Source organism: Cupriavidus taiwanensis (genome assembly GCF_900250115.1).
Classification (GTDB): Bacteria; Pseudomonadota; Gammaproteobacteria; order Burkholderiales; family Burkholderiaceae; genus Cupriavidus; species Cupriavidus taiwanensis_B.
Genome location: NZ_LT984803.1, coordinates 2,885,974 through 2,907,464, shown reverse-complemented (window position 1 = coordinate 2,907,464; position 21,491 = coordinate 2,885,974). Strand labels below are relative to the sequence as shown.

The following is a 21,491-nucleotide window of genomic DNA, read 5'->3' as shown; positions in this document are numbered from 1 at the left end:
CATTGCTGCCTATTCCGTCGCGAGAACCGAGATGAGCAAGCTGGTCGACTACTACCTTACGCCGCAATCGCCGTACGTCTACATGGGCCATGCCCGGTTCAGCGCCATCGCCGCGCGCCATGGCGCGCAGGTGAACCTGAAACCGTGCGACCTGGGCAAGGTGTTCTCGGTTTCCGGCGGTCTGCCGCTGGCGCAGCGCCCGCCACAGCGGCAGGCGTATCGCCTGGTCGAACTCAGGCGCTGGAGCGAGTTCCTGAACCTGCCGCTGAACCTGCAACCGACGTTCTTTCCGGTGTCGGGCGATGCCGCCAGCAAGCTGATCATTGCCGCGCAGCTCGCGCACGGCACCGCGCGCGCGATGGCGCTGACCGGCGCGATCGGCGCGGCGGTGTGGGCACAGCAGCGCAATATCGCCGATGCCGCCACGCTGGCGCAGATCGCCGACGAGGCCGGCCTGGATGGCGCCGGCCTGGTCAAGGCGAGCGAGGCCCAGTCGGTGCAGGCCGCCTACGCGCAGAACACGCAGGACGCGATCTCGGCCGGCGTGTTCGGCGCGCCGTGGTACGTGTTCGACGGCGAGCCGTTCTGGGGCCAGGACCGCCTTGATTTTCTCGACCGCGCCCTGGCAGCGGCTTGACCTAAGCTACCGATACTTCCCCGTCCGCCACGGCGGACGTTTTTGTTTGCAGGAATCCCTCTCATGACCCAAGCCTTCTTTGCCCCTTGCCCGCGCGGCCTGGAGAGCGCGCTCGCCGAAGAGCTGCGCGAGATCGCCGCGATGCCGGGCATGGCCGCGCTGGCGCCGTTCGCGGTGCACCAGGAAGTGCCGGGCGGCGTCAATTTCTCGGGCGAGATGGCCGCCGCCTATGCGGTCAACCTGCATTCGCGCATTGCCAGCCGGGTGCTGATGCGCGTGGCCGCGCGCGGCTACCGGCACGAGGACGACATCTATGCGCTGGCGCGCGGCGTGCGCTGGGAGCAATGGTTCTCGCCCGACGAATCGCTGCGCGTGGATATTACGGCGCACAAGTCGCCGCTGCGCAGCCTGAATTTCACCGCGCTGCGGGTCAAGGACGGCGTCTGCGATGCCATGCGCGAGCGCTTGGGGGCACGGCCCAGCGTCGACACGGTCAGCCCGGATGTCCGCATCTACGCCCACCTGACCGAGCGCGACTGCACGCTGTATCTCGACACCACCGGCGAGCCGCTGTTCAAGCGCGGCTGGCGCACCGAGAAGGGCGAGGCGCCGCTGAAGGAAAACCTCGCGGCCGGGATCCTGCGTCTGGCGGGCTGGGTGCCGGGCCAGACGTTCCGGCCCTTCTACGACCCGATGTGCGGCAGCGGCACCTTCCTGGTCGAGGCCGCGCAGGTGGCGCTGGGCATCGCGCCGGGTGGCAGCCGCAGCTTTGCCTTCGAATGGCTCAAGGGCATGGACACCAAAGCCTGGCAGAAGCTGAAGTCGGACGCGCAGCGCGCCCGCATGCTGGCCTCGGCCGATGAACTGCAGGTGGTCGGCTCGGACATCTCCATCGACATGCTGGCGATCACGCGCGCCAACTGGGAGCGCGCCGGCCTGCCGGGCGAGGCGCGCACCAAGCAGGTGGACGCGCGTTTCGTGCAGCCGCCCTTTGACGAGCCGGGACTGCTGCTGATGAATCCGCCGTACGGCGAGCGCATTGCGGTGCGCGGGCAGCGCCGCGCGCCGGAGGAGGAAGCGCCGCGCGACGAGGTGGAAGAGGCCGCCGCCAACCAGTTCGCCAGCGCCTTTGCCACCACCCTGAAGCAGCACTTCGCGGGCTGGCAGGCGTGGGTGTTCACCGGCGACCTGGGCTTTCCGCGCCGGCTGCGGCTGAAGGAATCGCGCCGCACGCCGCTCTATAACGGCAATATCGAGTGCCGGCTGTTCCGTTTCGACATGGTGCGCGGCGCCAACCGGGCGCCGCAGGCGGACTGATCCGGCCCAGCCGCCGGTCTGGTGGCGTCAGGGGCGCTTGCGCCCCGTCAAGGCTTCCGGGTTTCGGCTGAAATCCGCCAGGAAGCTCTGCAGGCTGACCACCGGCTCCTGCAGCAGGTGGCGCGGCAGGTCGAACAGCGCGTAGAAGAATTCTTCCCTGCCGTCGCAGCGCTCGGCCGGCAGGCAGTATTGTTCCCAATCGACGCAGGCCGGCGTGTACATGCCGTTGCCGGGCCAGAAGAACGGCACCAGCCGGCCTTCGCGCAGGCCTTCGATCAGCGCGGCGGGGGCGTCGTAGGCCTCGGCCGACTCCACCTGCGTCATCAGTCCGGCGCGGGTCTCGATCACCATCAGCGTGGCGTGGCCCTGCGCGGTCAGCAGCAGGATGCCGGCGGGATTGGGGTACAGGTAGTACTCGACGAAGCCGTAGCGCGCGGTCAGCTGGCGCACGCGCTCGGTCATGGCGGGATCGGACAGGAACGAGAACGAATGCCGCGTCAGCAGCTCGCGCAGCGTGCGCGACAGCGTGGCGAAGTAGGCCTGCTGCATGGCTTCGATTTCCTGGTCCAGGCGCTCCACCATATTGCTGTCGTGCTTTTTCACATAGCGGTCGATCAGCCCGTGGTTGAAGCCCTGCACCGCGATGCTTTCATCGGCGGTGCCGGTCAGGAGAATGGTCTTGCACGGCAGGTCCTGCAGCGCCTGGCAGAACTCCAGGCCGTCCATCTGCGGCATCGAATAGTCGACCACCACCACGCCGGGCTGCAGGAATCGGTTGACGTCGTGGATCTGCCGGTAGATGCGGTCGATGTCGAGCTGGACCGTGCGGCGCTCGGTCAGGAAGGTCAGGTCGTCATGGGTGACGCGCACCGGCAGGAAGCCGGGGAAGCGGGTGGCGTAGGCTTCGCGGATCCATTGCAACGCTTCGCGCGGGTCGGTGAAGGTGATCACCCCGCGCGCGGCATCCATCTGGAACGCCAGGCTGTCGATGAAGGACTTGCTGTCATCCACCAGGACAGTCAGGACCGGGTGATGGAAGACCGACAGATTCCTGTCGTGGGGATTGAAGGTCATGGAGCGGCGGGCAGGGGTTGGCACAGGCGTGGCGCAAGTGGCAAGCCAGCGTGCGTATTCGCAGGCCAGTATAGCGCGCCACGGCTGCCTTGCAAGGCACGCCTTGCGGCCAAGGCGGCTTGCGGCGGGAAAGGATGGGAGGGCGGCCCCCGTTCCTGCGGGGCCGGCGGGCGAGGACCGCGGCCCGCGCCAGGACCGGCAACGGCCCCGGCGCGCGGGCGCGGGCGGACTGGCCTTGTGGGGCCTTAGTCGACCGCCTTGAACATGTCCTCGACCACCTTCTTGGCGTCGCCGAACACCATCATGGTCTTGTCCATGTAGAACAGCTCGTTGTCCAGCCCGGCGTAGCCGGCCGCCATCGAGCGCTTGTTGACGATGATGGTCTTGGCCTTGTACGCCTCCAGGATCGGCATGCCGGCGATCGGCGACTTGGGGTCGGTCTTGGCCGCCGGGTTGACCACGTCGTTGGCGCCCAGCACCAGCACCACGTCGGCCTGGCCGAACTCGCTGTTGATGTCTTCCATCTCGAAGACCTGGTCGTACGGCACCTCGGCCTCGGCCAGCAGCACGTTCATGTGCCCCGGCATGCGGCCCGCCACCGGGTGGATCGCGTACTTTACGGTCACGCCCTTCTCGGCCAGCTTCTCGGTCAGTTCCTTGAGCGCGTGCTGGGCGCGCGCCACCGCCAGGCCGTAGCCGGGCACGATGATCACGGTCTCGGCGTTGCCCATCAGGAAGGCGGCGTCATCCGCCGAACCCGACTTGACGTTGCGCTGCGCCTGCGCGCCGGCCGCCGCGCCAGCCGATGCATCGCCGCCGAAGCCGCCCAGGATCACGTTGAAGAACGAGCGGTTCATCGCGCGGCACATGATGTACGAGAGGATCGCACCGCTGGAGCCCACCAGCGAGCCGGCGATGATCAGCATCGGGTTGTTCAGCGAGAAGCCGATGCCGGCCGCGGCCCAGCCCGAGTACGAATTCAGCATCGACACCACCACCGGCATGTCGGCGCCGCCGATCGGGATGATGATCAGCACGCCCAGCACGAAGGCGATCGCCAGCATCACCAGGAACGGCAGCCATTCCTGCGTCATGAAGAAGGCGATGCCGAAGCCGACCATGGCCACCGCCAGCGCCAGGTTCAGCAGGTGCTGGCCGGCGAACACCACCGGCGCGCCCTGGAACAGGCGGAACTTGTAGCGCCCGGCCAGCTTGCCGAAGGCGATCACCGAGCCCGAGAACGTGATCGCGCCGACGAAGCAGCCGATAAAGAGCTCGATGCGGTTGCCCAGCGGGATCAGGTGCGAGCCGGCCGGGCTGATGCCGAAGGCGGCGGGCTCGGCCACCGCGGCCACCGCGATGAACACCGCCGCCAGGCCGATCAGCGAGTGCATCGCCGCGACCAGTTCCGGCATCTTGGTCATCTGCACCTTGCGCGCCACATAGGCGCCGATGCCGCCGCCGACCACCAGCGCCGCGAAGATCAGCGCCAGCCCCGTGCCCACCGACGACTGGGCCGTGCCCGCCGCGAGGAACTCGTTCTTCAGCTTGATGATCAGCACCAGCGTGGTGACCACCGCAATGGCCATGCCGATCATGCCGAAGGCATTGCCCTTGCGCGCCGAGGCCGGGTGAGACAGCCCCTTGAGCGCCTGGATAAAGCAGACCGAGGCCACCAGGTAGAGCAGGGTGACGAGGTTCATGCTGACAAGGCCCGCCATCACGCGCCCTCCTTGGCCAGTGCCGGCTTGGCCTCGGACGCCTTGGCCTTCGGTTCCTTCTTCTTGAACATCTCCAGCATGCGCTGGGTCACCAGGAAGCCGCCGAACACGTTGACCGCCGCCAGCGCCACCGCCAGCGTGCCCATCACGCGCCCGACGCCGCCTTCGGTCAGGCCCGCGGCGAGCATGGCGCCGACGATGATGATGGCCGAGATCGCGTTGGTTACCGCCATCAGGGGCGTATGCAGGGCCGGCGTGACCGTCCAGACCACGTGGTAACCCACGTAGATCGCCAGCACGAAGATGATCAGGTTGATCACCGTGTGGTTCACCATCTCCATCGACTTCTCCTCCGTTGCTTTGAAACCGGGATGCTGCGTGTTGCTGTGATTGTTGTTTGCAGTATTACGGCGGGGCACGCGGCCGGACACGGGCTCTTGAATGGCCGGCGGCGTACTCCCTCTCCCGCTTGCGGGAGAGGGGGCAAGGCGTCAGACCTTCTTGATTTCCTTGATCGCGTTCTTCTCGTTCACCAGGATGACCTTGGGCTTGTACGTGGCGATTTCCTCGTCCGTCATCGGCGCATAGGTGCAGATGATGAGCTGGTCGCCCAGGTGCGCGCGGCGCGCGGCGGCGCCGTTCAGCGAGATCTCGCCGCTGCCGCGCTCGCCCTTGATGATGTAGGTGGAGAAGCGCTCGCCGTTGTTGACGTTGTACAGCTCGATCTTCTCGAACTCCTTCATGTCGGCGGCGTCCAGCAGGTCCTGGTCGATGCCGCACGAACCCTCGTAGTTGAGGTCCGCCTGCGTCACGGTGACGCGGTGGAGCTTGGCGCGGAGCATGATGCGTTGCATGGGTGATACGTCCTTATATCTGAAGCGAAAGCAGTGGGCGCGCTGCGCCCGTTGGAGTTACGCCGCCTCGCGCACGACCTGGCCGTCCCTGCACATCAGGCAGGCGGCGACGATGTCATCTTCGAGGTTGAGCGTGAACTGGCCGTCCTTGTCGATGACCAGCTTGAGGAAGTCCAGCACGTTGCGCGCATAGAGCGCCGAGGCGTCGGCCGCGACCATGCTGGCCAGGTTGGTATGGCCGATCAGGATCACGCCGTTGTGGTTGACCACCTGGTCGGCCACCGTCAGCGGGCAGTTGCCGCCCTGCGCGGCGGCCAGGTCCACCACCACCGAGCCGGGCTTCATCTGCGCCACGGTGGCTTCCTGCAGCAGCACCGGCGCCTTGCGGCCCGGAATCAGCGCGGTGGTGATGACGATGTCGGCCTGGAGCGCGCGCTGGTGCACCAGCTCGGCCTGGCGCTTCATCCAGTCCGGCGGCATCGGGCGCGCATAGCCGCCTACGCCCTGCGCGATCTCGCGCTCTTCGTCGGTCAGGAACGGCACGTCGAGGAACTTGCCGCCGAGCGATTCGATCTGCTCCTTGACCGCGGGGCGCACGTCCGAGGCTTCGATCACCGCGCCCAGGCGCTTGGCGGTGGCGATTGCCTGCAGGCCGGCCACGCCGGCGCCCAGGATCAGCACGCGCGCGGCCTTGACGGTGCCGGCGGCGGTCATCAGCATCGGCATGAAGCGCTGGTAGTGGTGCGCGGCCACCAGCACGGCCTTGTAGCCGGCGATATTGGCCTGTGACGACAGCACGTCCATGCTCTGCGCGCGCGTGGTGCGCGGCGCGGCCTCGAGCGCGAAGGCGGTGATGTTGGCGGCCGACATGCGCGCGTTGTTCTCGGTATCGAACGGGTTGAGCATGCCCACCAGCACCGCGCCGGGCTTCATCTGCGCCAGTTCGGCGGCCTCGGGCGCGCGCACCTTCAGCACCAGTTGCGCGCCGAGCGCGTCGGCGGCGCTGCCGATGGTGGCGCCGACCGCCTCATACGCGCTGTCGGGCTGGCTGGCGCTCAGGCCGGCGCCGGCCTGAACGACCACCTTGTGGCCCTGGGCGACGTATTTCTTGACGGTCTCCGGGGTGGCGGCGACGCGAGTCTCGCCGGCCCGCGTCTCCTGCGGGATGCCGATGTACATCGTCAATTTCTCCTTTAGCTGGCGTCTTGTCTGGTTGGCGGACCGACGTCTGGCCCGTGCGCGCTGCCGGAACGGGTTAAGCCGCAGCGCACAATTTTTCCGCAGCTTACAGGAATCTGACTTGCTATGGTGACCGGCCGGTCGGCTTTTGCCGCGCCTGGGTGGCGCGCCGGTGCCGGCCCCGCCGGGCTGCACGATGGGCCGGCAACCGGTAGAATGCGGCATTGCCTAAAAAATAAGCATCATGTCAAGTGACTGGAATGCCAGCGTGACCGTTGCCGCCGTGATCGAACGCGGCGGCCGGTTCCTGCTGGTGGAAGAGGAAACCGCCGACGGGCTGCGCCTGAACCAGCCCGCGGGGCACCTGGATCCGGGCGAAAGCCTGATCCGCGCCGTGATCCGCGAAACCCTGGAAGAAACCGCCCACACCTTCGAGCCGCGCGCGCTGCTGGGCTGCTACATGGGGCGTTCGCTGTCGTCGCGCACCGGTGGCGACGTGACCTACGTGCGCTTTGCCTTTACCGGCGACCTCGGCTCGCTCGACGCCGGCCGCCAGCTCGACACCGGCATCGTGCGCACGGTCTGGATGGGTGCCGACGAGCTGCGCGCGTGCCCGGAGCGGCATCGCTCGCCGCTGGTGATGGCGTGCGTGGACGACTACCTGGCCGGCAAGCGCTTTGCGCTGGACGCACTGTACACGCACCCGTCCGTGCTGCAGGCGGGGGCGCAGTCGTGAGCGGTGCCGCAAAGCGTGTCGTGGTGGGGATGTCCGGCGGGGTCGATTCGTCGGTCACCGCGTGGCTGCTCAAGCAGCAGGGCTATGAGGTCATCGGCCTGTTCATGAAGAACTGGGAAGACGATGACGACAGCGAATACTGCTCCACGCGCCAGGACTGGCTCGACGTGGTCTCGGTGGCCGACCTGATCGGCGTCGACGTGGAGGCGGTCAACTTCGCCGCCGAGTACAAGGATCGCGTCTTCGCCGACTTCCTGCGCGAATACTCGGCCGGCCGCACGCCCAACCCGGATGTGCTGTGCAATGCCGAGATCAAGTTCAAGGCGTTCCTGGACCACGCCATGTCGCTGGGCGCCGAGACCATCGCCACCGGCCACTATGCGCGCGTGCGCCAGAATGCGGCCGGCCGCTTCGAGCTGCTCAAGGCGCTCGACCATACCAAGGACCAGAGCTACTTCCTGCACCGGCTGAACCAGGCGCAGCTGTCGCGCACGCTGTTCCCGCTGGGCGAGATCCCGAAGACGCGCGTGCGCGAGATCGCCGCCGAGATCGGCCTGCCCAACGCCAAAAAGAAGGATTCGACCGGGATCTGCTTTATCGGCGAGCGCCCGTTCCGCGACTTCCTCAACCGCTACCTGCCGACCAAACCGGGGCCGATGAAGACGCCCGAGGGCAAGGTGGTCGGCGAGCATATCGGGCTGGCGTTCTATACGCTGGGCCAGCGCAAGGGCATCGGCCTGGGCGGCAGCCGCGACGGCAACGGCGATGCCTGGTATGTCGCGCGCAAGGACATGGCCAACAATACGCTTTACGTGGTGCAGGGCCACGACCATCCGTGGCTGCTGACGCCCGTGCTGACCGCGTCGGACCTGTCCTGGGTGGCCGGCGAGCCGCCTGCGGCGGGGGCGGCGATGGCGGCCAAGACCCGCTATCGCCAGAGCGATGCCGCCTGCACGGTGCAGGCGGTCGACGCGCAGGCGCTGACGCTGTCGTTTGCCGAGCCGCAATGGGCGGTCACGCCCGGGCAGTCGGCGGTGCTGTATGACGGCGAGATCTGCCTGGGGGGCGGGATCATCCAGTAAGTGCCGTCGCCGCAGTAAGCCGCTCGCGGTTTGTTTCCCTCTCCCGCTTGGGGGAGAGGAAGCAGGCAATAGGGTAGCCACGGGCGCCGGCGTTTATCCCCGCGGCGGCTCGGTATCGATGAACGACTGGCGCTTCGACAGCTTTTCCTCCAGCGCCGCCAGGTTGGGATGGCGTTCGCGCCAGGCGATGTCCGGGAAGCGGAAGTCCAGGTAGGACAGCGCGCAGCCCACCGCCACGTCGGCCAGCGAGTAGTGCGTGCCGGTGCAGAACGGGCGGTCGGCCAGGCCATGGGCCATGGCCACCAGTGCCGCGTCGATCTTGCCGCGCTGGCGCTGCACCCAGCGCTCGCTGCGCTCGTGCGGCTCGCGCTGGGTGGCCTCCAGGCGCACCAGCAGCGCGGCGTCGAGCAGGCCGTCGGCGAGGGCCTCCCAGCAACGTACTTCCAGGCGCTCGCGCCCGCCCTGCGGGATCAGCCGGCTGACCGGCGTGAGCGTGTCGACATACTCGACGATCACGCGCGAGTCGAAGATCGCGCCGCCGTCTTCCATCACCAGGCACGGCACCTTGCCCAGCGGGTTGTACTGGCCGATCCGGGATTCGGGCGACCAGACGTCCTCTTCGATCAGCTGGCACTCGATCTTCTTCTCCGCCATCACCACGCGCACCTTGCGCGCGTATGGACTGGTCCGGGATGCATACAGCTTCATGTTCTCCCCTTGAGCTTGTTATGAAGTGCATCGTCGCTCGGCGGCGGGGAGGCAGCGATGGCTTGCCCGATGCACTTCATAACAGGCTACTGGAACGGCGTGCGCGAGTATACCCGCGGCGCATGGCGAATGCGGGCTCGCGCACCGATGCCCCGCGGCCGCGCTTGGCCGCCGCCCGGAGCGGGGGCAGGGTGGTAAAATCGCGCGTTGCGCAGCGCCGGCCGCCCGCCGATGCGGCGTGACGGGCGCATCGCCCCGTCGGCGCCTGCCAGCGCCGCCAGCGCCGGCCCCCGCGGCGCCCCTTGTTCGCCTTCTTCTATTCCTCCCTTTCCCGGTTTCCAGCATGACCTCCTCCTCGCTTTCGCCGCTCACCGCCCTGTCCCCGATCGATGGCCGTTACGCCGCCAAGGCCGATGCGCTGCGCGAATGGCTGTCCGAGGCGGCCTTCATGCGCAACCGCGTCAAGGTCGAGGTGCACTGGCTGATCGCACTGGCGCAGGCCGGCCTGCCCGACATGCCGAAGTTCTCGGCCGCGTCCGAGGCCGCACTGCTGGCGCTGGTCGACAAGTTCAGCGAGACCGACGCCGCCCGCATCAAGGAAATCGAGGCAGTCACCAACCATGACGTGAAGGCAGTCGAGTACTGGCTCAAGGAGCAGGTCAAGGGCAACGCCGAACTGGAAGCCGCCAGCGAGTTCATCCACTTCGCCTGCACCTCGGAAGACATCAACAACACCTCGCACGGCATGATGCTCAAGGGCGCGCGCGAGGGCGTGGTGGTGCCGGCGCTGAAGCGCGTGCATGCACGCCTGGTCGAGCTGGCCAGGCTCAATGCCGCCCAGCCGATGCTGTCGCGCACCCACGGCCAGCCGGCCAGCCCGACCACGCTGGGCAAGGAAATGGCCAACGTGGCGGCGCGCCTGGCACGCGCGATCCAGCGCATCGAGCAGGTCGAGCTGCTGGGCAAGATGAACGGCGCCGTGGGCAACTACAACGCCCACCTGTCGGCCTACCCCGCGTTCGACTGGGAGGCGTTCTCGAAGCAGGTCATCGAGACCCGCCTCGGGCTGAGCTTCAACCCGTACACCATCCAGATCGAGCCGCACGACTACATGGCCGAGCTGTTCGACGCGATCGCCCGCGCCAACACCATCCTGCTCGACCTGAACCGCGACGTCTGGGGCTATATCTCGCTGGGCTACTTCAAGCAGAAGACCAAGGCCGGCGAAATCGGCTCGTCGACCATGCCGCACAAGGTCAACCCGATCGATTTCGAGAACTCGGAAGGCAACCTGGGCCTGGCCAACGCGGTGCTGCGCCACCTGTCCGAGAAGCTGCCGGTGTCGCGCTGGCAGCGCGACCTGACCGACTCGACCGTGCTGCGCAATATCGGCGTGGCCTTCGGCTACAGCCTGCTGGCCTACGAGGCCTGCCTGCGCGGCCTGGGCAAGCTCGAGACCAACCCGGAACGCCTCGACGAAGACCTCGACAACTGCTGGGAAGTGCTGGCCGAGCCGGTGCAGACCGTGATGCGCCGTTTCGGCGTGCCCAACCCGTACGAGCAGCTCAAGGAGCTGACCCGCGGCAAGGGCATCTCGCGCGAAGCGCTGCAGACCTTCATCAACGGCCTGGCGATCCCCGACGACGCCAAGAAGCTGCTGCTGGAGATGACGCCCGCGAGCTATATCGGCAAGGCCGTGACCCTCGCCGAGCGCATCTGACGCCACGTCTTGCCGCCGCCAGCCGGCGGTCGCAACGGAAAGCCATCCCGCGGGATGGCTTTTTTGTTTTGGGCATGCTCGGCTGCCTGCGGGCCACCGTTGTGGCGCTTGCGCCGGAATGTCGCTTCAAAGCATTTGAATAACTTAATGAAGGACTGTCCTGCACCGGCGCACATCCGGCCGCAATAATGCGAGAATCGTCAGCGCACGGGCGGGTGGATCCGGCCGTTGCCTTCCCCAAAATTGTGAAACGCCCGTGCCGCGGGCGAGAGGAATCCGATGCGTTCTACCGCCAATGCCCCCGCCGGCTATGGTGCCACCGCGATCGCCCTGCACTGGCTGGTGGCGCTGGCCATCTTTGCCGCGTTCGGGCTGGGCCTCTACATGACCGGCATTCCCGGGCTGACGCCGACCAAGCTCAAGCTGTACTCCTGGCACAAGTGGCTGGGCGTGACGATCTTCGCCATCGCCCTGCTGCGCGTGCTGTGGCGCGCCACCCACGCCGCGCCGCCGGTCGCGCCCGGTACCCCGGCGTGGCAGGCCAGGGCCGCGGCCGGGGCCCACCACCTGCTGTACCTGCTGATCGTGATCGTGCCGATCAGCGGCTACCTGTACAGCTCGGCCGCGGGCGTGCCGGTGGTGTACCTGGGCCTGTGGAAGATGCCGGCGCTGATCGAGAAAAGCGATGCGCTCAAGGACGTGCTGAAGTTCACCCATATCTGGCTGAACTACCTGATGGCCGCAGTGGTCGTTGTCCATGCGGCGGCGGCGGTGAAACACCAGTTTGTCGACCGTGACGGCACGCTGGGCCGGATGCTGCCGTTCCTGCGCTGAGCCTGGCGCGCCAATCATTTTCGTACCGCGGCGCCGTTGCGCCGTCCCTGACAGGAGTTTTCTCAGATGAAACGCAATTCCCGCCGCGGCTCGGCCACTATCCGCGCCAGCCTGGCCGCCGTGCTGGCCGCCACCGGCATCGCCGCCAACCTGGCCTGGGCCCAGGTCGACGCCGCCAGGAGTTCGGTGACCGCGGTGGCGCGCCAGATCGGCGTGCCGATGGAGGGCAAGTTCAGGAAATTCGACGCCAACGTCAGCTTCGACCCCGCCAAGCTGGCGACCTCGACGGCCAAGATCGAGATCGACGTGGCCAGCTTCGAGATCGGCGATGCCGAGACCACCAAGGAAGTGAAGGGCAAGGACTGGTTCGACGCCGCCAGGTATCCCAAGGCGGTGTTCCAGTCGACCAGCATCAAGAACGGCACGCCGGGCAAGTACGACGTCGCCGGCAAGCTGACCATCAAGGGCAAGACCGTGGACGTGGTGGTGCCCGCCACCTACCGCCAGGAGGGCGGCGCGCAGGTGTTCGAGGGCGCGCTGCCGATCAAGCGCACCGCGTTCAATATCGGCGACGGCGAATGGAAGGACACCTCCGTGGTCGCCGATGATGTCCAGATCAAATTCCGTATCGTGCTGGCCAAGAAATAAGGCCGGCATACCTCTGACGTACCCCAGGACTTACCTGAACCGCTCCATCCCAACCCTGATTTGTCGGGAGACACCATGAAACTGCGTTCCCTCGTTGCCGCCGTCGCGGCCGTTTCCGCAACCGCCGCCTTCGGCGTGGCTTCGGCCAACACCGTGACGTACAACCTCGATCCGACCCATACCTACCCCAGCTTCGAGGCCGACCACCTGGGCGGCCTGTCGACCTGGCGCGGCAAGTTCGACAAGTCCAGCGGCGTGGTGACGCTGGACCGCGCCGCCAAGGCGGGCTCGGTCGAGGTCAACATCGACCCGGCTTCGATCGATTTCGGCAATCCCAAGCTGAACCAGCACGCCAAGGGCCCGGACATGTTCGACGTGCAAGCCTTCCCCGAGGCCACCTACAAGGGCAAGTTCTCGAAGTTCAAGGGCGACGTGCCGACCGAGGTCGACGGCGTGCTGACGCTGCGCGGCGTGTCCAAGCCGGTCAAGCTCGAGATCCGCGAATTCAAGTGCATCCAGCACCCGATGCTCAAGCGCGAAGCCTGCGGCGCCGACGCCGTCGGCCAGTTCAACCGGGCCGATTTCGGCCTGGACTATGGCGTCAAGATGGGCTTCAGGCCCGAAGTCAAGCTCGCCATCCAGGTGGAAGGCGTGCGCGCCGACTGAGCGCGCGGCCCGCTGCGGCGGGCAACCTGCTGTCAAGGCCGGCGCATGCCGGCCTTTTTTGTTGTATCGCACCATGCGAGGGGACCGCAAGGCACTTTGTTGTGCGAGTTGCGACGAGCACAGTACAATGGCCCGCGGCAATCACCATGATCCGGGGTATTGCGACTCCTGCCACGGCGGGGGGCAGCCATGCCCGCAACTGGCCAGAGCGCATCACTATGAGCATTCGCTGCATGTCCCGATACCGGTAGCCATCCCCGCGACCCCCTCGCCCCTCATGCTGTACCTGGCCGTTCTGCCCTGGCTGTATGGCCCGCAGCGTTTCCCGGTTTTCCCTGGCGCTATACCGTGTACTCCAAAACGCAAATCGATCCGGTAGTTAGTTTCCGCAACTCGCAGGGCGAGCAGGTGCGGGGCACGATCATCAATCTCCAGAGAAAGTCTCTGGTGATGGAAATCTACAATCCGTATTCGATCGTGCAGGTCAGCGAGGTGCTGAGCGAGCTCAGCGTCCGCATGGGCGCCAAGAATGCCTATCTCGGCAAGGCCGTGGTGATGAGCCTGGTGAACACCGGCCTGACCGCGGTGGTGTCGCTGACACTGATCGACGAGTGGCGCGAACTGTCCGATCTCAACAACGAGCCCAAGTCAGTCGCGCGCGAAGCCGAGCTGTTCGTGCAGGATTGGGACACGCGCTTCAATATCCGGCGCGACTACCAGATCGTGGTCAACGAGATGCGCGCCTTCCTGTCCGAAGTGTCGCGCTGGGTCGAGCAGGTCGACCTGACCGAGTCGCTGCCCAAGACCGAAGGCAAGCTGCGCCAGGACGTCTTCTACGAGCTGGCCACGCCCATCATGGCCAAGACCAAGACCTACCTGGACTGGCTCGAGGGCGAAGCCCAGCGCGTGGACGCCGAAATCGCACCGGTGCACCGCACCTACGCGCAGTCGGCGCTGCATCCGTTGCTGCTGCGCGCGCCGTTCGTCTATCGCACGTTCACCAAGCCGCTTGGCTATGCCGGCGACTATGAAATGGTGAACCAGATCCTGGGGGATCCGCAACAAGGTCCGACCACCTATTTCCAGATCGTCAATACCGCCTTCCTGAAGGCGGCGGTGGCGACCGCGCACCGCAACCGCATCGACCTGCTGATCGATTTCCTCAAGCGCCAGGCCGAGCGCGCGCGCGCCGCCGGGCGGCCGTTCCGCGTGCTCAACGTGGGTTGCGGCCCCGCCTTCGAAATCCAGCGCTTCGTGCGCGAATACCCGAACCCGGAGCTGTTGTCGTTCCAGCTGGTCGATTTCAGCGAAGAGACGCTCGACTACACGCGCAAGTCGATCGAGCACTCGGCCAACAGCGCCGGCAACAAGTTTGCCGTCGAGATGGTGCACCAGTCGGTGCATGAACTGCTCAAGCGTCGCATCTCGCCGGACGATGCCGCCGCACGCGAGTTCGACGCGGTCTACTGTGCCGGCCTGTTCGACTACCTGTCGGACAAGGTCTGCGCCCGGCTGCTGTCGTACTTCGCCTCGCGCTCGCGCCCTGGCGGCCAGATCCTGGTGACCAACGTCCATGCGGACAATCCGGAGAAATTCGGCATGGAGCACCTGCTCGAGTGGTACCTGATCTATCGCGACGATTCGGGCATGGCGCAACTGCTGCCCGAACACTCGCATTCGCACCGCGTCTACGTCGACAGCACCGGGGTCAACGTGTTCGCGGAAGCCACCATTGACTGAGGCTGTCCTCGCGGGCCACGCCATGAGCACCAACCAACTCTACGCCGGCTACCAGTCCGAACTGGTCGACTTCCGCCTGGCCTTCAGCCGCGGCGGCGCCTACACCGCGATCGTGCTGGTCCTGCTCGGCGTCGGGCTCGACTACGGACAGTATCCGCAGCAGCAGTTTCCCTTCGCGGTGGCGCGCGTGGTGGTGTCGATGCTGATCGCCGGGGTCGTGGTGGTCCTGTACAGCGCCGCCGGCCGCCGCTTCGCGCCCTGGCTGACGCTGACCTGGCTGCTGCTGCCGCAGATCATGATTGCCTGGATGATCTCGCAGACTGAAGGCGTGCATTCGCCGTACTACGTCGGACTGAACCTGGCCATCTTCGCGTCAGGCATCGCGCTGCCGTTCGGCCTGTGGCAGAACCTGGTATTCGGCGTGCTTTCGTACCTGCTGTACGTGCTGGCGTGCCTGTTTCATCCCGGCGGCATCGAGCCGCTCGGGACCTTTATCGTCAATTCGCTGTTCCTGCTGTTTGCCGCCGCGGCCAGCGCGGTCTACACCTATTTCAACGAGCGCGCGCGCTTCATGCTGTTCCGCCTCAAGGCGGAGGTGGCCGAGAAGAACGCCGAACTCGAGGTCATCAACCGCAAGCTGGTCGATATCAAGGGCCAGATGCTGCAGCAGGAAAAGATGGCCGCGATCGGTACCCTGGCCGCGGGTCTGCTGCATGAAGTCAACAATCCGGTGAACTTCTGCCTGATGGCGATCGAGGTGGCGATGGAAGAACCCCAGGCCAAGGAAAGCGAGTCGCTGACCGAATGCCTGGTGGATGCCAAGCAGGGGATGCAGCGCATCCAGCATATCGTTTCCGACCTGAAGACCTTCGCCTACCGCAAGCCGGGCGCCGAGGTGGAAGGCACGCCGTTCATGTTCGAAAAGGCGCTGGATTCGTCGATCCGCCTGACCGCGCATGAGCTGCGCGGCGTCAAGGTGACGCGCGAGTTGCCCGCCGACACGCTGGTGCTGGGCGACGAGGCCGCCATCATCGGCGTGCTGATCAACCTGTTTTCCAACGCGGCGCTGGCCATGCGCAAGGCCGGCACCACCGAACCCGCGATCCATACCGCGGTGCGCTGGACCGAAGGCCGCTTGCACGTGACCGTGCGCGACAACGGCCCCGGCATCGCGGCGGAACACCTGGCGCGGGTGTTCGAGCCGTTCTTCACCACCCGTGAAGTCGGGCAGGGCCTGGGCCTGGGGCTCTCGATCAGCTATGCCGTGATCGAGCGCCACGGCGGCCAGCTGTTTGCCGAGAGCGAGCTCGGCCAGTGGGCCGCGTTCAGCTTCGACCTGCCTCGCGCGGAGTAAGTCGCATGGGCGAACTCCAGCAAGCGCGGCCAAACGTGGTCCTTTACGTCGATGACGAGGACATGGCGCGCAAGTACTTTGCGCGCGCGGTCGGCAGCGAGTATGAGGTCCTGCTTGCCGCCGGCGCCGACGAGGCGATGGCGATGCTGCGCGCCGAGGGCGGGCGGATCGCGATCCTGGTCACCGATTTCCGCATGCCCGGCCGCGATGGCGGCGACCTGCTGCGCGAGGTCGCGCAGGCCTATCCGCAGATCGTGCGCATCCTGGTGACGGCCTACGCCGACAAGGACATGCTGTTGCAGACGGTCAACAGCGGCGAGGTCTTCCGCATCCTGGAAAAGCCGCTCAGTGTCAGCGACGTGCGCCAGGTGCTGCACCTGGCCGGCGAGCGCCACCTGGAGCGCGCGTTGCGCCAGCACCGCCTGATGGCGATCGACGAAACCCTGGCGTTCCTGGCGCATGAACTGAACACGCCGCTGGCCGCGATCGCCAACTTCGCGCGCGGCATCGAAAGCCGCGTCCAGGCCGAGTACAGCGAGCAGCGGCAAGGAGAAATCGGGCAGGCCGCGGGCGCCATGTACGACAACGCGCAGTATTGCCTGGCGGTGCTGTCGTCGTTCCTGGAGTCGGTGCGCAACAGCGCGGGTGTCAGCAAGGCGCCGGCGGCCGACGCCGGCACCGAGGTCAGCGCGGGCGCGCTGGTGACGTCGCTGCTCGATACGTATCCGTTCACCGGCGGGCAGCGCCAGTGGGTCGAGGTCGACATGCAGGGCGATTTCCCGGTGCAGACGCTGCCCAACTGCGTCGCGCTGGTACTGTCGTCGGTGATGAGCAACGCGCTACGCGCGCTGGCGGGCGTGGACCGGCCATCGCTGCGCTTCGTGGTGACAACCCAGCCCAACCAGGAAATCCGCATCTGCGACAACGGCCCGGGCATCCCGCCGGAGGTGATGGGACGCCTGCTGGTCGATCCGGTCACTACCCACGCCAGTGCTGGCGGCAGTGGCCTCGGCATGATTTTCTGCAACCGCGTCATGCAGTCCTTCGGCGGCGGCATCCGGATCGCCTCCGCTCCCGGTGCCGGGACCACAGTGACGCTGGACTTTCCAAATTTCAGGAATCGAATGATTAGGAGTGACCGATGAGCGAACCGATTGCCACCCAGGCACCACCCCCGGCGATTCTGTTCGTCGATGACGAGGCGACCGCCGTCAAATATTTCCAGCGGGCCATCGGCGCGCTGGCGCCGGTGGTGACTGGCGGCTCGGTGGAGGAGGGCAAGACGCTGCTCGACGCTCACGCCGACAGCCTCGCCGTGCTGGTCTCGGACCAGCGCATGCCGGGCGAGTATGGCAACGAGCTGCTGCGCTATGCGCGCGAACGCTACCCGCATATCGTGCGCATCCTGACCACCGCGTACTCGGAACTCGACCAGACCGTCGAGGCGGTGAACCAGGGGCAGATCCACCGCTATATCAAGAAGCCGTGGGACATCACCGCGCTGCGCATGGAGCTCAAGCAGGCGCTGGAAATGTCCGGCCTGCGCAAGGAGCGCGACCAGCTGGTGCGCGAGAAGCTGGCGGTGCTGCAGACCCAGACCGTGGCGACCCGCATCGGCATGCTGCACGCGCTGTGCGCGAGCCTGATCGGTCCCGGCCATTTCCAGCCGGTGGAGACCTACCTTGTCGCGGTCGACCTGGCGGGGGCCCGCAACGCCGATCCGGACTGGCAACGCATGGACTATGCCGACCTGGTGCGCGCCGAAGCCGAGCGCAGCGGCAGCTTCGGCCATGCCGTCAGCACGCTCCTGGCCGGGCTGCGTAGCGCCAATGCCGGCAAGGGCGCGGCCGATGCCGCCGTGGTGATTGCCGACGCGCTCGGCAGCGACGTGGTGCGCCGCGACGGCGATACGGTGGTCTGGACCCAGCCGGCCGCTCTGGCCGAGTTCCTGGCCCAGCCCGTGGGCACCGCGGTGTCGGCGCAGCACGCCGCCTGGCTGGCCAGCCTGCTGTGGCTGGAAGAGGCCGGTGGGGCGCTGAAGTTCGTGCGCGACGGCGACACCATCGTCTGCCGCGCCGCCCCGCGCAGCGAGAGCTTCGCCGCCGACCGCCTCGCCGCCTGGATCGAGCGCTTCTCGATGCCCGCCTGAACGGGCGGGCCCGGCTGTCGCCGGCCCCCTTGCCATGAAAAACGGCGCCCCGCGGGGCGCCGTTCTGTTTTGCGGCAGGGCAGGGCTCAGGCCTGCGCGCCGTAGTTGGGGTCGTTGCGGTCGGTCGACTCGCCCTTCTTCTCGCCCTTGACCAGGTCCTCGCGCTTGACGCCCAGCCACATCGCCAGCGCCGCGGCAACGAACACCGACGAGTAGATGCCGAACAGGATGCCCACCGTCAGCGCCAGCGCGAAGTAGTGCAGCGTCGGGCCGCCGAAGAAGAACATCGACAGCACCATCATTTCGGTCGAGCCGTGGGTGATGATGGTGCGCGACATGGTGCTGGTGATGGCGTGGTCAATGACCTCGTGGGTGGTCATCTTGCGGTACTTGCGGAAGGCTTCGCGGATCCGGTCGAAGATCACCACCGATTCGTTCACCGAGTAGCCCAGCACCGCCAGGATCGCCGCCAGCACCGACAGCGAGAACTCCCACTGGAAGAAGGCGAAGAAGCCCAGGATGATGACGATGTCGTGCAGGTTGGCGATGATGCCCGCCACCGCGAACTTCCACTCGAAGCGGAACGACAGGTAGAGCACGATACCCGCCACCACGCACAGCAGCGCCAGCAGGCCGTCGGTGGCCAGTTCCTTGCCGACCTGCGGGCCGACGAACTCGACGCGCTGCAGCTTGACGTCAGGCGCCGCCGCGCTCAGCGCGCCCATTACCTGCTCGCTCTGCTGGGCTGACGTCGCGGGCTTGCCGTCCGGGCCCTTTTGCAGGGGCAGGCGGATCATCACGTCGCGCGAGGTGCCGAAGTTCTGCACCTGCACGTCGGTATAGCCCAGCTTGCCCACCTGGCCGCGGATCTTTTCCAGGTCGGCCGCCTGCTGGTAGCTGACCTCCATCACCGTGCCGCCGGTGAATTCGATCGACAGGTGCAGGCCCTTTTGCCAGAGGAAGAACACGGCCGCGGCAAACGTCAGGAAGGAGATCACGTTGAAGATCAACGCGTGCTTCATGAACGGAATGTCGCGCCGGATGCGGAAGAATTCCATGTTGAATCCTGTTCTGTACTGCGTGTTGTACCGCGGGCCGCTTACTTGGCGACCGGCGTGTCGGTGGTATTGCCCGGCTTCCAGATCTGGCCGATGGCCACGCTCTGCAGCTTCTTCTTGCGGCCGTACCAGAGGTTGACCAGGCCGCGGTTGAAGAACACCGCCGAGAACATCGAGGTCAGGATACCCAGGCAGTGCACCACGGCAAAGCCGCGCACCGGGCCCGAGCCGAACGCCAGCAGTGCCAGGCCGGCGATCAGCGTGGTCACGTTGGAGTCCAGGATGGTGGCCCAGGCGCGGTCGAAGCCGACCGCGATCGCCATCTGCGGCGACGCGCCGGCGCGCAGTTCCTCGCGGATGCGCTCGTTGATCAGCACGTTGGCGTCGATGGCCATGCCCAGCACCAGCGCGATCGCGGCGATGCCCGGCAGCGTCAGCGTGGCCTGCAGCATCGACAGCACCGCGATCAGCAGCAGCAGGTTCACGCCCAGCGCGACCACCGAGAACACGCCGAACAGCATGTAGTACAGGATCATGAACACGCCGATGGCGGCAAAGCCGTAGGCGACCGAATCGAAGCCCTTCTCGATGTTGTCGGCGCCCAGCGACGGGCCGATGGTGCGCTCTTCGATGATCTCCATCGGCGCGGCCAGCGAGCCGGCGCGCAGCAGCAGCGCCAGGTCGTTGGCGGCTTCGGTGGAGTAGGAGCCGGTGATCTGGAAGCTCGAGCCCAGCTCGGACTGGATCGTCGCCACCGTCAGCACTTCGCCCTTGCCCTTCTCGAACAGCACGATCGCCATCGGCTTCTTCAGGTTCTCGCGCGAGACGTCGCGCAGCACGCGGCCGCCCTGGGCGTCGAGCTTGATGTTGACCGACGGCTGCTGGTTCTGGTCAAAGCCGGCCGAGGCGCTCTCGATGCGGTCGCCGGTGAAGATGACCTGCTTCTTCAGCACCACCGGGGCGCCGTTGCCCTGCGTGAACAGCTCGCTGCCGAACGGGATCGGGTCGCCCGGGCGCGGGCTGCGCGGCGCGTCGTTGTCGACCAGGCGCGCTTCCAGCGTGGCGGTGCGGCCGATGATGTCCTTGGCCTTGGCGGTGTCCTGCACGCCCGGCAACTGCACCACGATGCGGTCGGCGCCCTGCTGCTGGATCACCGGCTCGGCCACGCCGAGTTCGTTGACGCGGTTGTGCAGGGTGGTGATGTTCTGCTTGACCGCGGCGTCCTGCACGGCCCGGCGGGCGGCTTCGGTGAAGGTGCCGACGATATTGTTGCCGTCCATGGCGAAGGCCACTTCGCGCAGGTTGTCGGTCAGCAGTGCGCGGGCGCGGCCGGCGTCGTCGGCGTTGTTGAAGCGCACCGTCAGGCGCTCGCCGTCGCGGTCGATGCCGCCGTGGCGGATGTTCTTGTCGCGCAGCAGCGTGCGCGCGTCGCCGGCCAGGCTGTCGAGCTTCTTGTCGACCGCGCCCTTCATGTCGACCTGCAGCAGGAAGTGCACGCCGCCGCGCAGGTCCAGGCCCAGGTACATCGGCAGCGCGTGCAGCGAGGTCAGCCAGCGCGGCGACCCCGACAGCAGGTTCAGCGCGACCACGTAGGCGGGATTGGACGCGTCCGGGTTGAGCGCGCGCGACAGCACGTCCTTGGCCTTGAGCTGCTCGTCGGTGGTGCGGAAGCGCGCCTTGACCGAGCCCGACTGGCCGGAAATATCGAAGAAGACGCCGTCGGGCTGCAGCTGGTTCTGCGCCAGGATCTCTTCAACCTGCTTCTGCATCGACAGGTCGACCTTGACCGTGGCCTTGCCCGAGGACACCTGCACGGCAGGCGCCTCGCCGAAGAAGTTCGGCAAGGTGTAAAGGATGCCGATGGTCAGCGCCACCAGGATCACGAGGTATTTCCAAAGCGGATAACGATTCATCTCGGGCCAGTCATTCAGCGGTTGGCGGGGCCGGCGCAGGCGTGGCGCGCCACGACGGCGGGGCCGAACCGGTTTGGCAAACAGCCGCCTGGCAGCCGCGG

The 21,491-nt window shown here is 66.7% G+C and carries 20 protein-coding genes; 12 read left to right on the top strand and 8 right to left on the bottom strand.

Features of this window, described 5'->3' with window-relative positions:
• Positions 1–31 precede the first annotated feature (31 nt).
• Complete coding sequence (locus tag CBM2586_RS13555; protein WP_115661205.1) at positions 32–637, top strand: 2-hydroxychromene-2-carboxylate isomerase; 606 nt, start codon at positions 32–34, stop codon at positions 635–637.
• Between the two features lie 63 nt (positions 638–700).
• Positions 701–1,954 carry a THUMP domain-containing class I SAM-dependent RNA methyltransferase gene (locus CBM2586_RS13550; RefSeq protein ID WP_115688004.1) on the top strand — a complete coding sequence of 418 codons (1,254 nt, stop codon included), beginning with the start codon at positions 701–703 and terminating at the stop codon, positions 1,952–1,954.
• 27 nt (positions 1,955–1,981) lie between these two features.
• Here the strand turns inward: CBM2586_RS13550 and CBM2586_RS13545 are convergent, their stop codons facing one another.
• From CBM2586_RS13545 to CBM2586_RS13525, 5 genes are all read right to left on the bottom strand, one after another.
• Positions 1,982–3,028 carry a response regulator gene (locus CBM2586_RS13545; protein ID WP_115661207.1) on the bottom strand — a complete coding sequence of 349 codons (1,047 nt, stop codon included), beginning with the start codon at positions 3,026–3,028 and terminating at the stop codon, positions 1,982–1,984.
• Between the two features lie 245 nt (positions 3,029–3,273).
• Positions 3,274–4,749, bottom strand: coding sequence for an NAD(P)(+) transhydrogenase (Re/Si-specific) subunit beta (locus tag CBM2586_RS13540; protein ID WP_115661208.1), 1,476 nt, complete (start codon positions 4,747–4,749; stop codon positions 3,274–3,276).
• Positions 4,749–5,090 carry an NAD(P) transhydrogenase subunit alpha gene (locus CBM2586_RS13535; RefSeq protein WP_115661209.1) on the bottom strand — a complete coding sequence of 114 codons (342 nt, stop codon included), beginning with the start codon at positions 5,088–5,090 and terminating at the stop codon, positions 4,749–4,751. Before CBM2586_RS13535 ends, CBM2586_RS13540 begins: the two co-directional genes overlap by 1 nt.
• Before the next feature lie 150 nt (positions 5,091–5,240).
• Positions 5,241–5,603 (bottom strand): aspartate 1-decarboxylase, encoded by a 363-nt coding sequence (gene panD, locus CBM2586_RS13530; RefSeq protein ID WP_115661210.1) that lies wholly within the window; start codon positions 5,601–5,603, stop codon positions 5,241–5,243.
• 57 nt (positions 5,604–5,660) lie between these two features.
• A complete protein-coding gene (locus CBM2586_RS13525; RefSeq protein ID WP_115688002.1) occupies positions 5,661–6,782 on the bottom strand; it encodes a Re/Si-specific NAD(P)(+) transhydrogenase subunit alpha in 1,122 nt (373 codons plus the stop codon).
• Positions 6,783–7,026: 244 nt separating this feature from the next.
• Here CBM2586_RS13525 and CBM2586_RS13520 point away from each other — a divergent pair, with 244 nt between their 5' ends.
• Together CBM2586_RS13520 and mnmA are read left to right on the top strand one after the other, a co-directional pair.
• Positions 7,027–7,518 (top strand): NUDIX hydrolase, encoded by a 492-nt coding sequence (locus CBM2586_RS13520; protein WP_025583862.1) that lies wholly within the window; start codon positions 7,027–7,029, stop codon positions 7,516–7,518.
• Entirely contained in the window at positions 7,515–8,600 is a 1,086-nt protein-coding gene (mnmA, locus tag CBM2586_RS13515) for a tRNA 2-thiouridine(34) synthase MnmA (RefSeq protein ID WP_115661213.1), read from the top strand. The genes CBM2586_RS13520 and mnmA overlap by 4 nt, the downstream gene beginning before the upstream one ends.
• A gap of 93 nt (positions 8,601–8,693) precedes the next feature.
• Here the strand turns inward: mnmA and CBM2586_RS13510 are convergent, their stop codons facing one another.
• Positions 8,694–9,308, bottom strand: a complete 615-nt coding sequence (locus tag CBM2586_RS13510; RefSeq protein WP_115661214.1) for a glutathione S-transferase C-terminal domain-containing protein — start codon at positions 9,306–9,308, stop codon at positions 8,694–8,696.
• A 343-nt stretch (positions 9,309–9,651) separates the two neighbouring features.
• On the opposite strand from CBM2586_RS13510, the gene purB reads away from it, so the two are divergent.
• The 8 genes from purB to CBM2586_RS13470 all read left to right on the top strand — a co-directional run bounded on the left by purB (position 9,652) and on the right by CBM2586_RS13470 (position 18,419).
• Positions 9,652–11,028 (top strand): adenylosuccinate lyase, encoded by a 1,377-nt coding sequence (gene purB / locus CBM2586_RS13505; protein WP_115661215.1) that lies wholly within the window; start codon positions 9,652–9,654, stop codon positions 11,026–11,028.
• Between the two features lie 279 nt (positions 11,029–11,307).
• Positions 11,308–11,862 (top strand): cytochrome b, encoded by a 555-nt coding sequence (locus tag CBM2586_RS13500; RefSeq protein WP_115688000.1) that lies wholly within the window; start codon positions 11,308–11,310, stop codon positions 11,860–11,862.
• Between the two features lie 66 nt (positions 11,863–11,928).
• Positions 11,929–12,510, top strand: coding sequence for a YceI family protein (locus CBM2586_RS13495; protein WP_115661217.1), 582 nt, complete (start codon positions 11,929–11,931; stop codon positions 12,508–12,510).
• A gap of 75 nt (positions 12,511–12,585) precedes the next feature.
• Positions 12,586–13,176 carry a YceI family protein gene (locus CBM2586_RS13490; RefSeq protein WP_115687998.1) on the top strand — a complete coding sequence of 197 codons (591 nt, stop codon included), beginning with the start codon at positions 12,586–12,588 and terminating at the stop codon, positions 13,174–13,176.
• A 348-nt stretch (positions 13,177–13,524) separates the two neighbouring features.
• On the top strand, positions 13,525–14,916 hold the full coding sequence (locus CBM2586_RS13485) for a class I SAM-dependent methyltransferase (protein ID WP_115687996.1): 1,392 nt from the start codon (positions 13,525–13,527) through the stop codon (positions 14,914–14,916).
• A gap of 22 nt (positions 14,917–14,938) precedes the next feature.
• Complete coding sequence (locus CBM2586_RS13480; protein ID WP_115661220.1) at positions 14,939–16,270, top strand: sensor histidine kinase; 1,332 nt, start codon at positions 14,939–14,941, stop codon at positions 16,268–16,270.
• A gap of 5 nt (positions 16,271–16,275) precedes the next feature.
• Positions 16,276–17,415 (top strand): hybrid sensor histidine kinase/response regulator, encoded by a 1,140-nt coding sequence (locus CBM2586_RS13475; protein WP_115661221.1) that lies wholly within the window; start codon positions 16,276–16,278, stop codon positions 17,413–17,415.
• On the top strand, positions 17,412–18,419 hold the full coding sequence (locus CBM2586_RS13470) for a response regulator (RefSeq protein WP_115687994.1): 1,008 nt from the start codon (positions 17,412–17,414) through the stop codon (positions 18,417–18,419). Before CBM2586_RS13475 ends, CBM2586_RS13470 begins: the two co-directional genes overlap by 4 nt.
• An 86-nt stretch (positions 18,420–18,505) precedes the next feature.
• Here CBM2586_RS13470 and secF read toward each other — a convergent pair whose 3' ends face one another.
• Both secF and secD read right to left on the bottom strand, forming a co-directional pair.
• Positions 18,506–19,477 carry a protein translocase subunit SecF gene (secF, locus tag CBM2586_RS13465; RefSeq protein WP_115687992.1) on the bottom strand — a complete coding sequence of 324 codons (972 nt, stop codon included), beginning with the start codon at positions 19,475–19,477 and terminating at the stop codon, positions 18,506–18,508.
• 41 nt (positions 19,478–19,518) lie between these two features.
• Positions 19,519–21,390 carry a protein translocase subunit SecD gene (gene secD / locus CBM2586_RS13460; RefSeq protein ID WP_115661224.1) on the bottom strand — a complete coding sequence of 624 codons (1,872 nt, stop codon included), beginning with the start codon at positions 21,388–21,390 and terminating at the stop codon, positions 19,519–19,521.
• Positions 21,391–21,491: the final 101 nt, after the last annotated feature.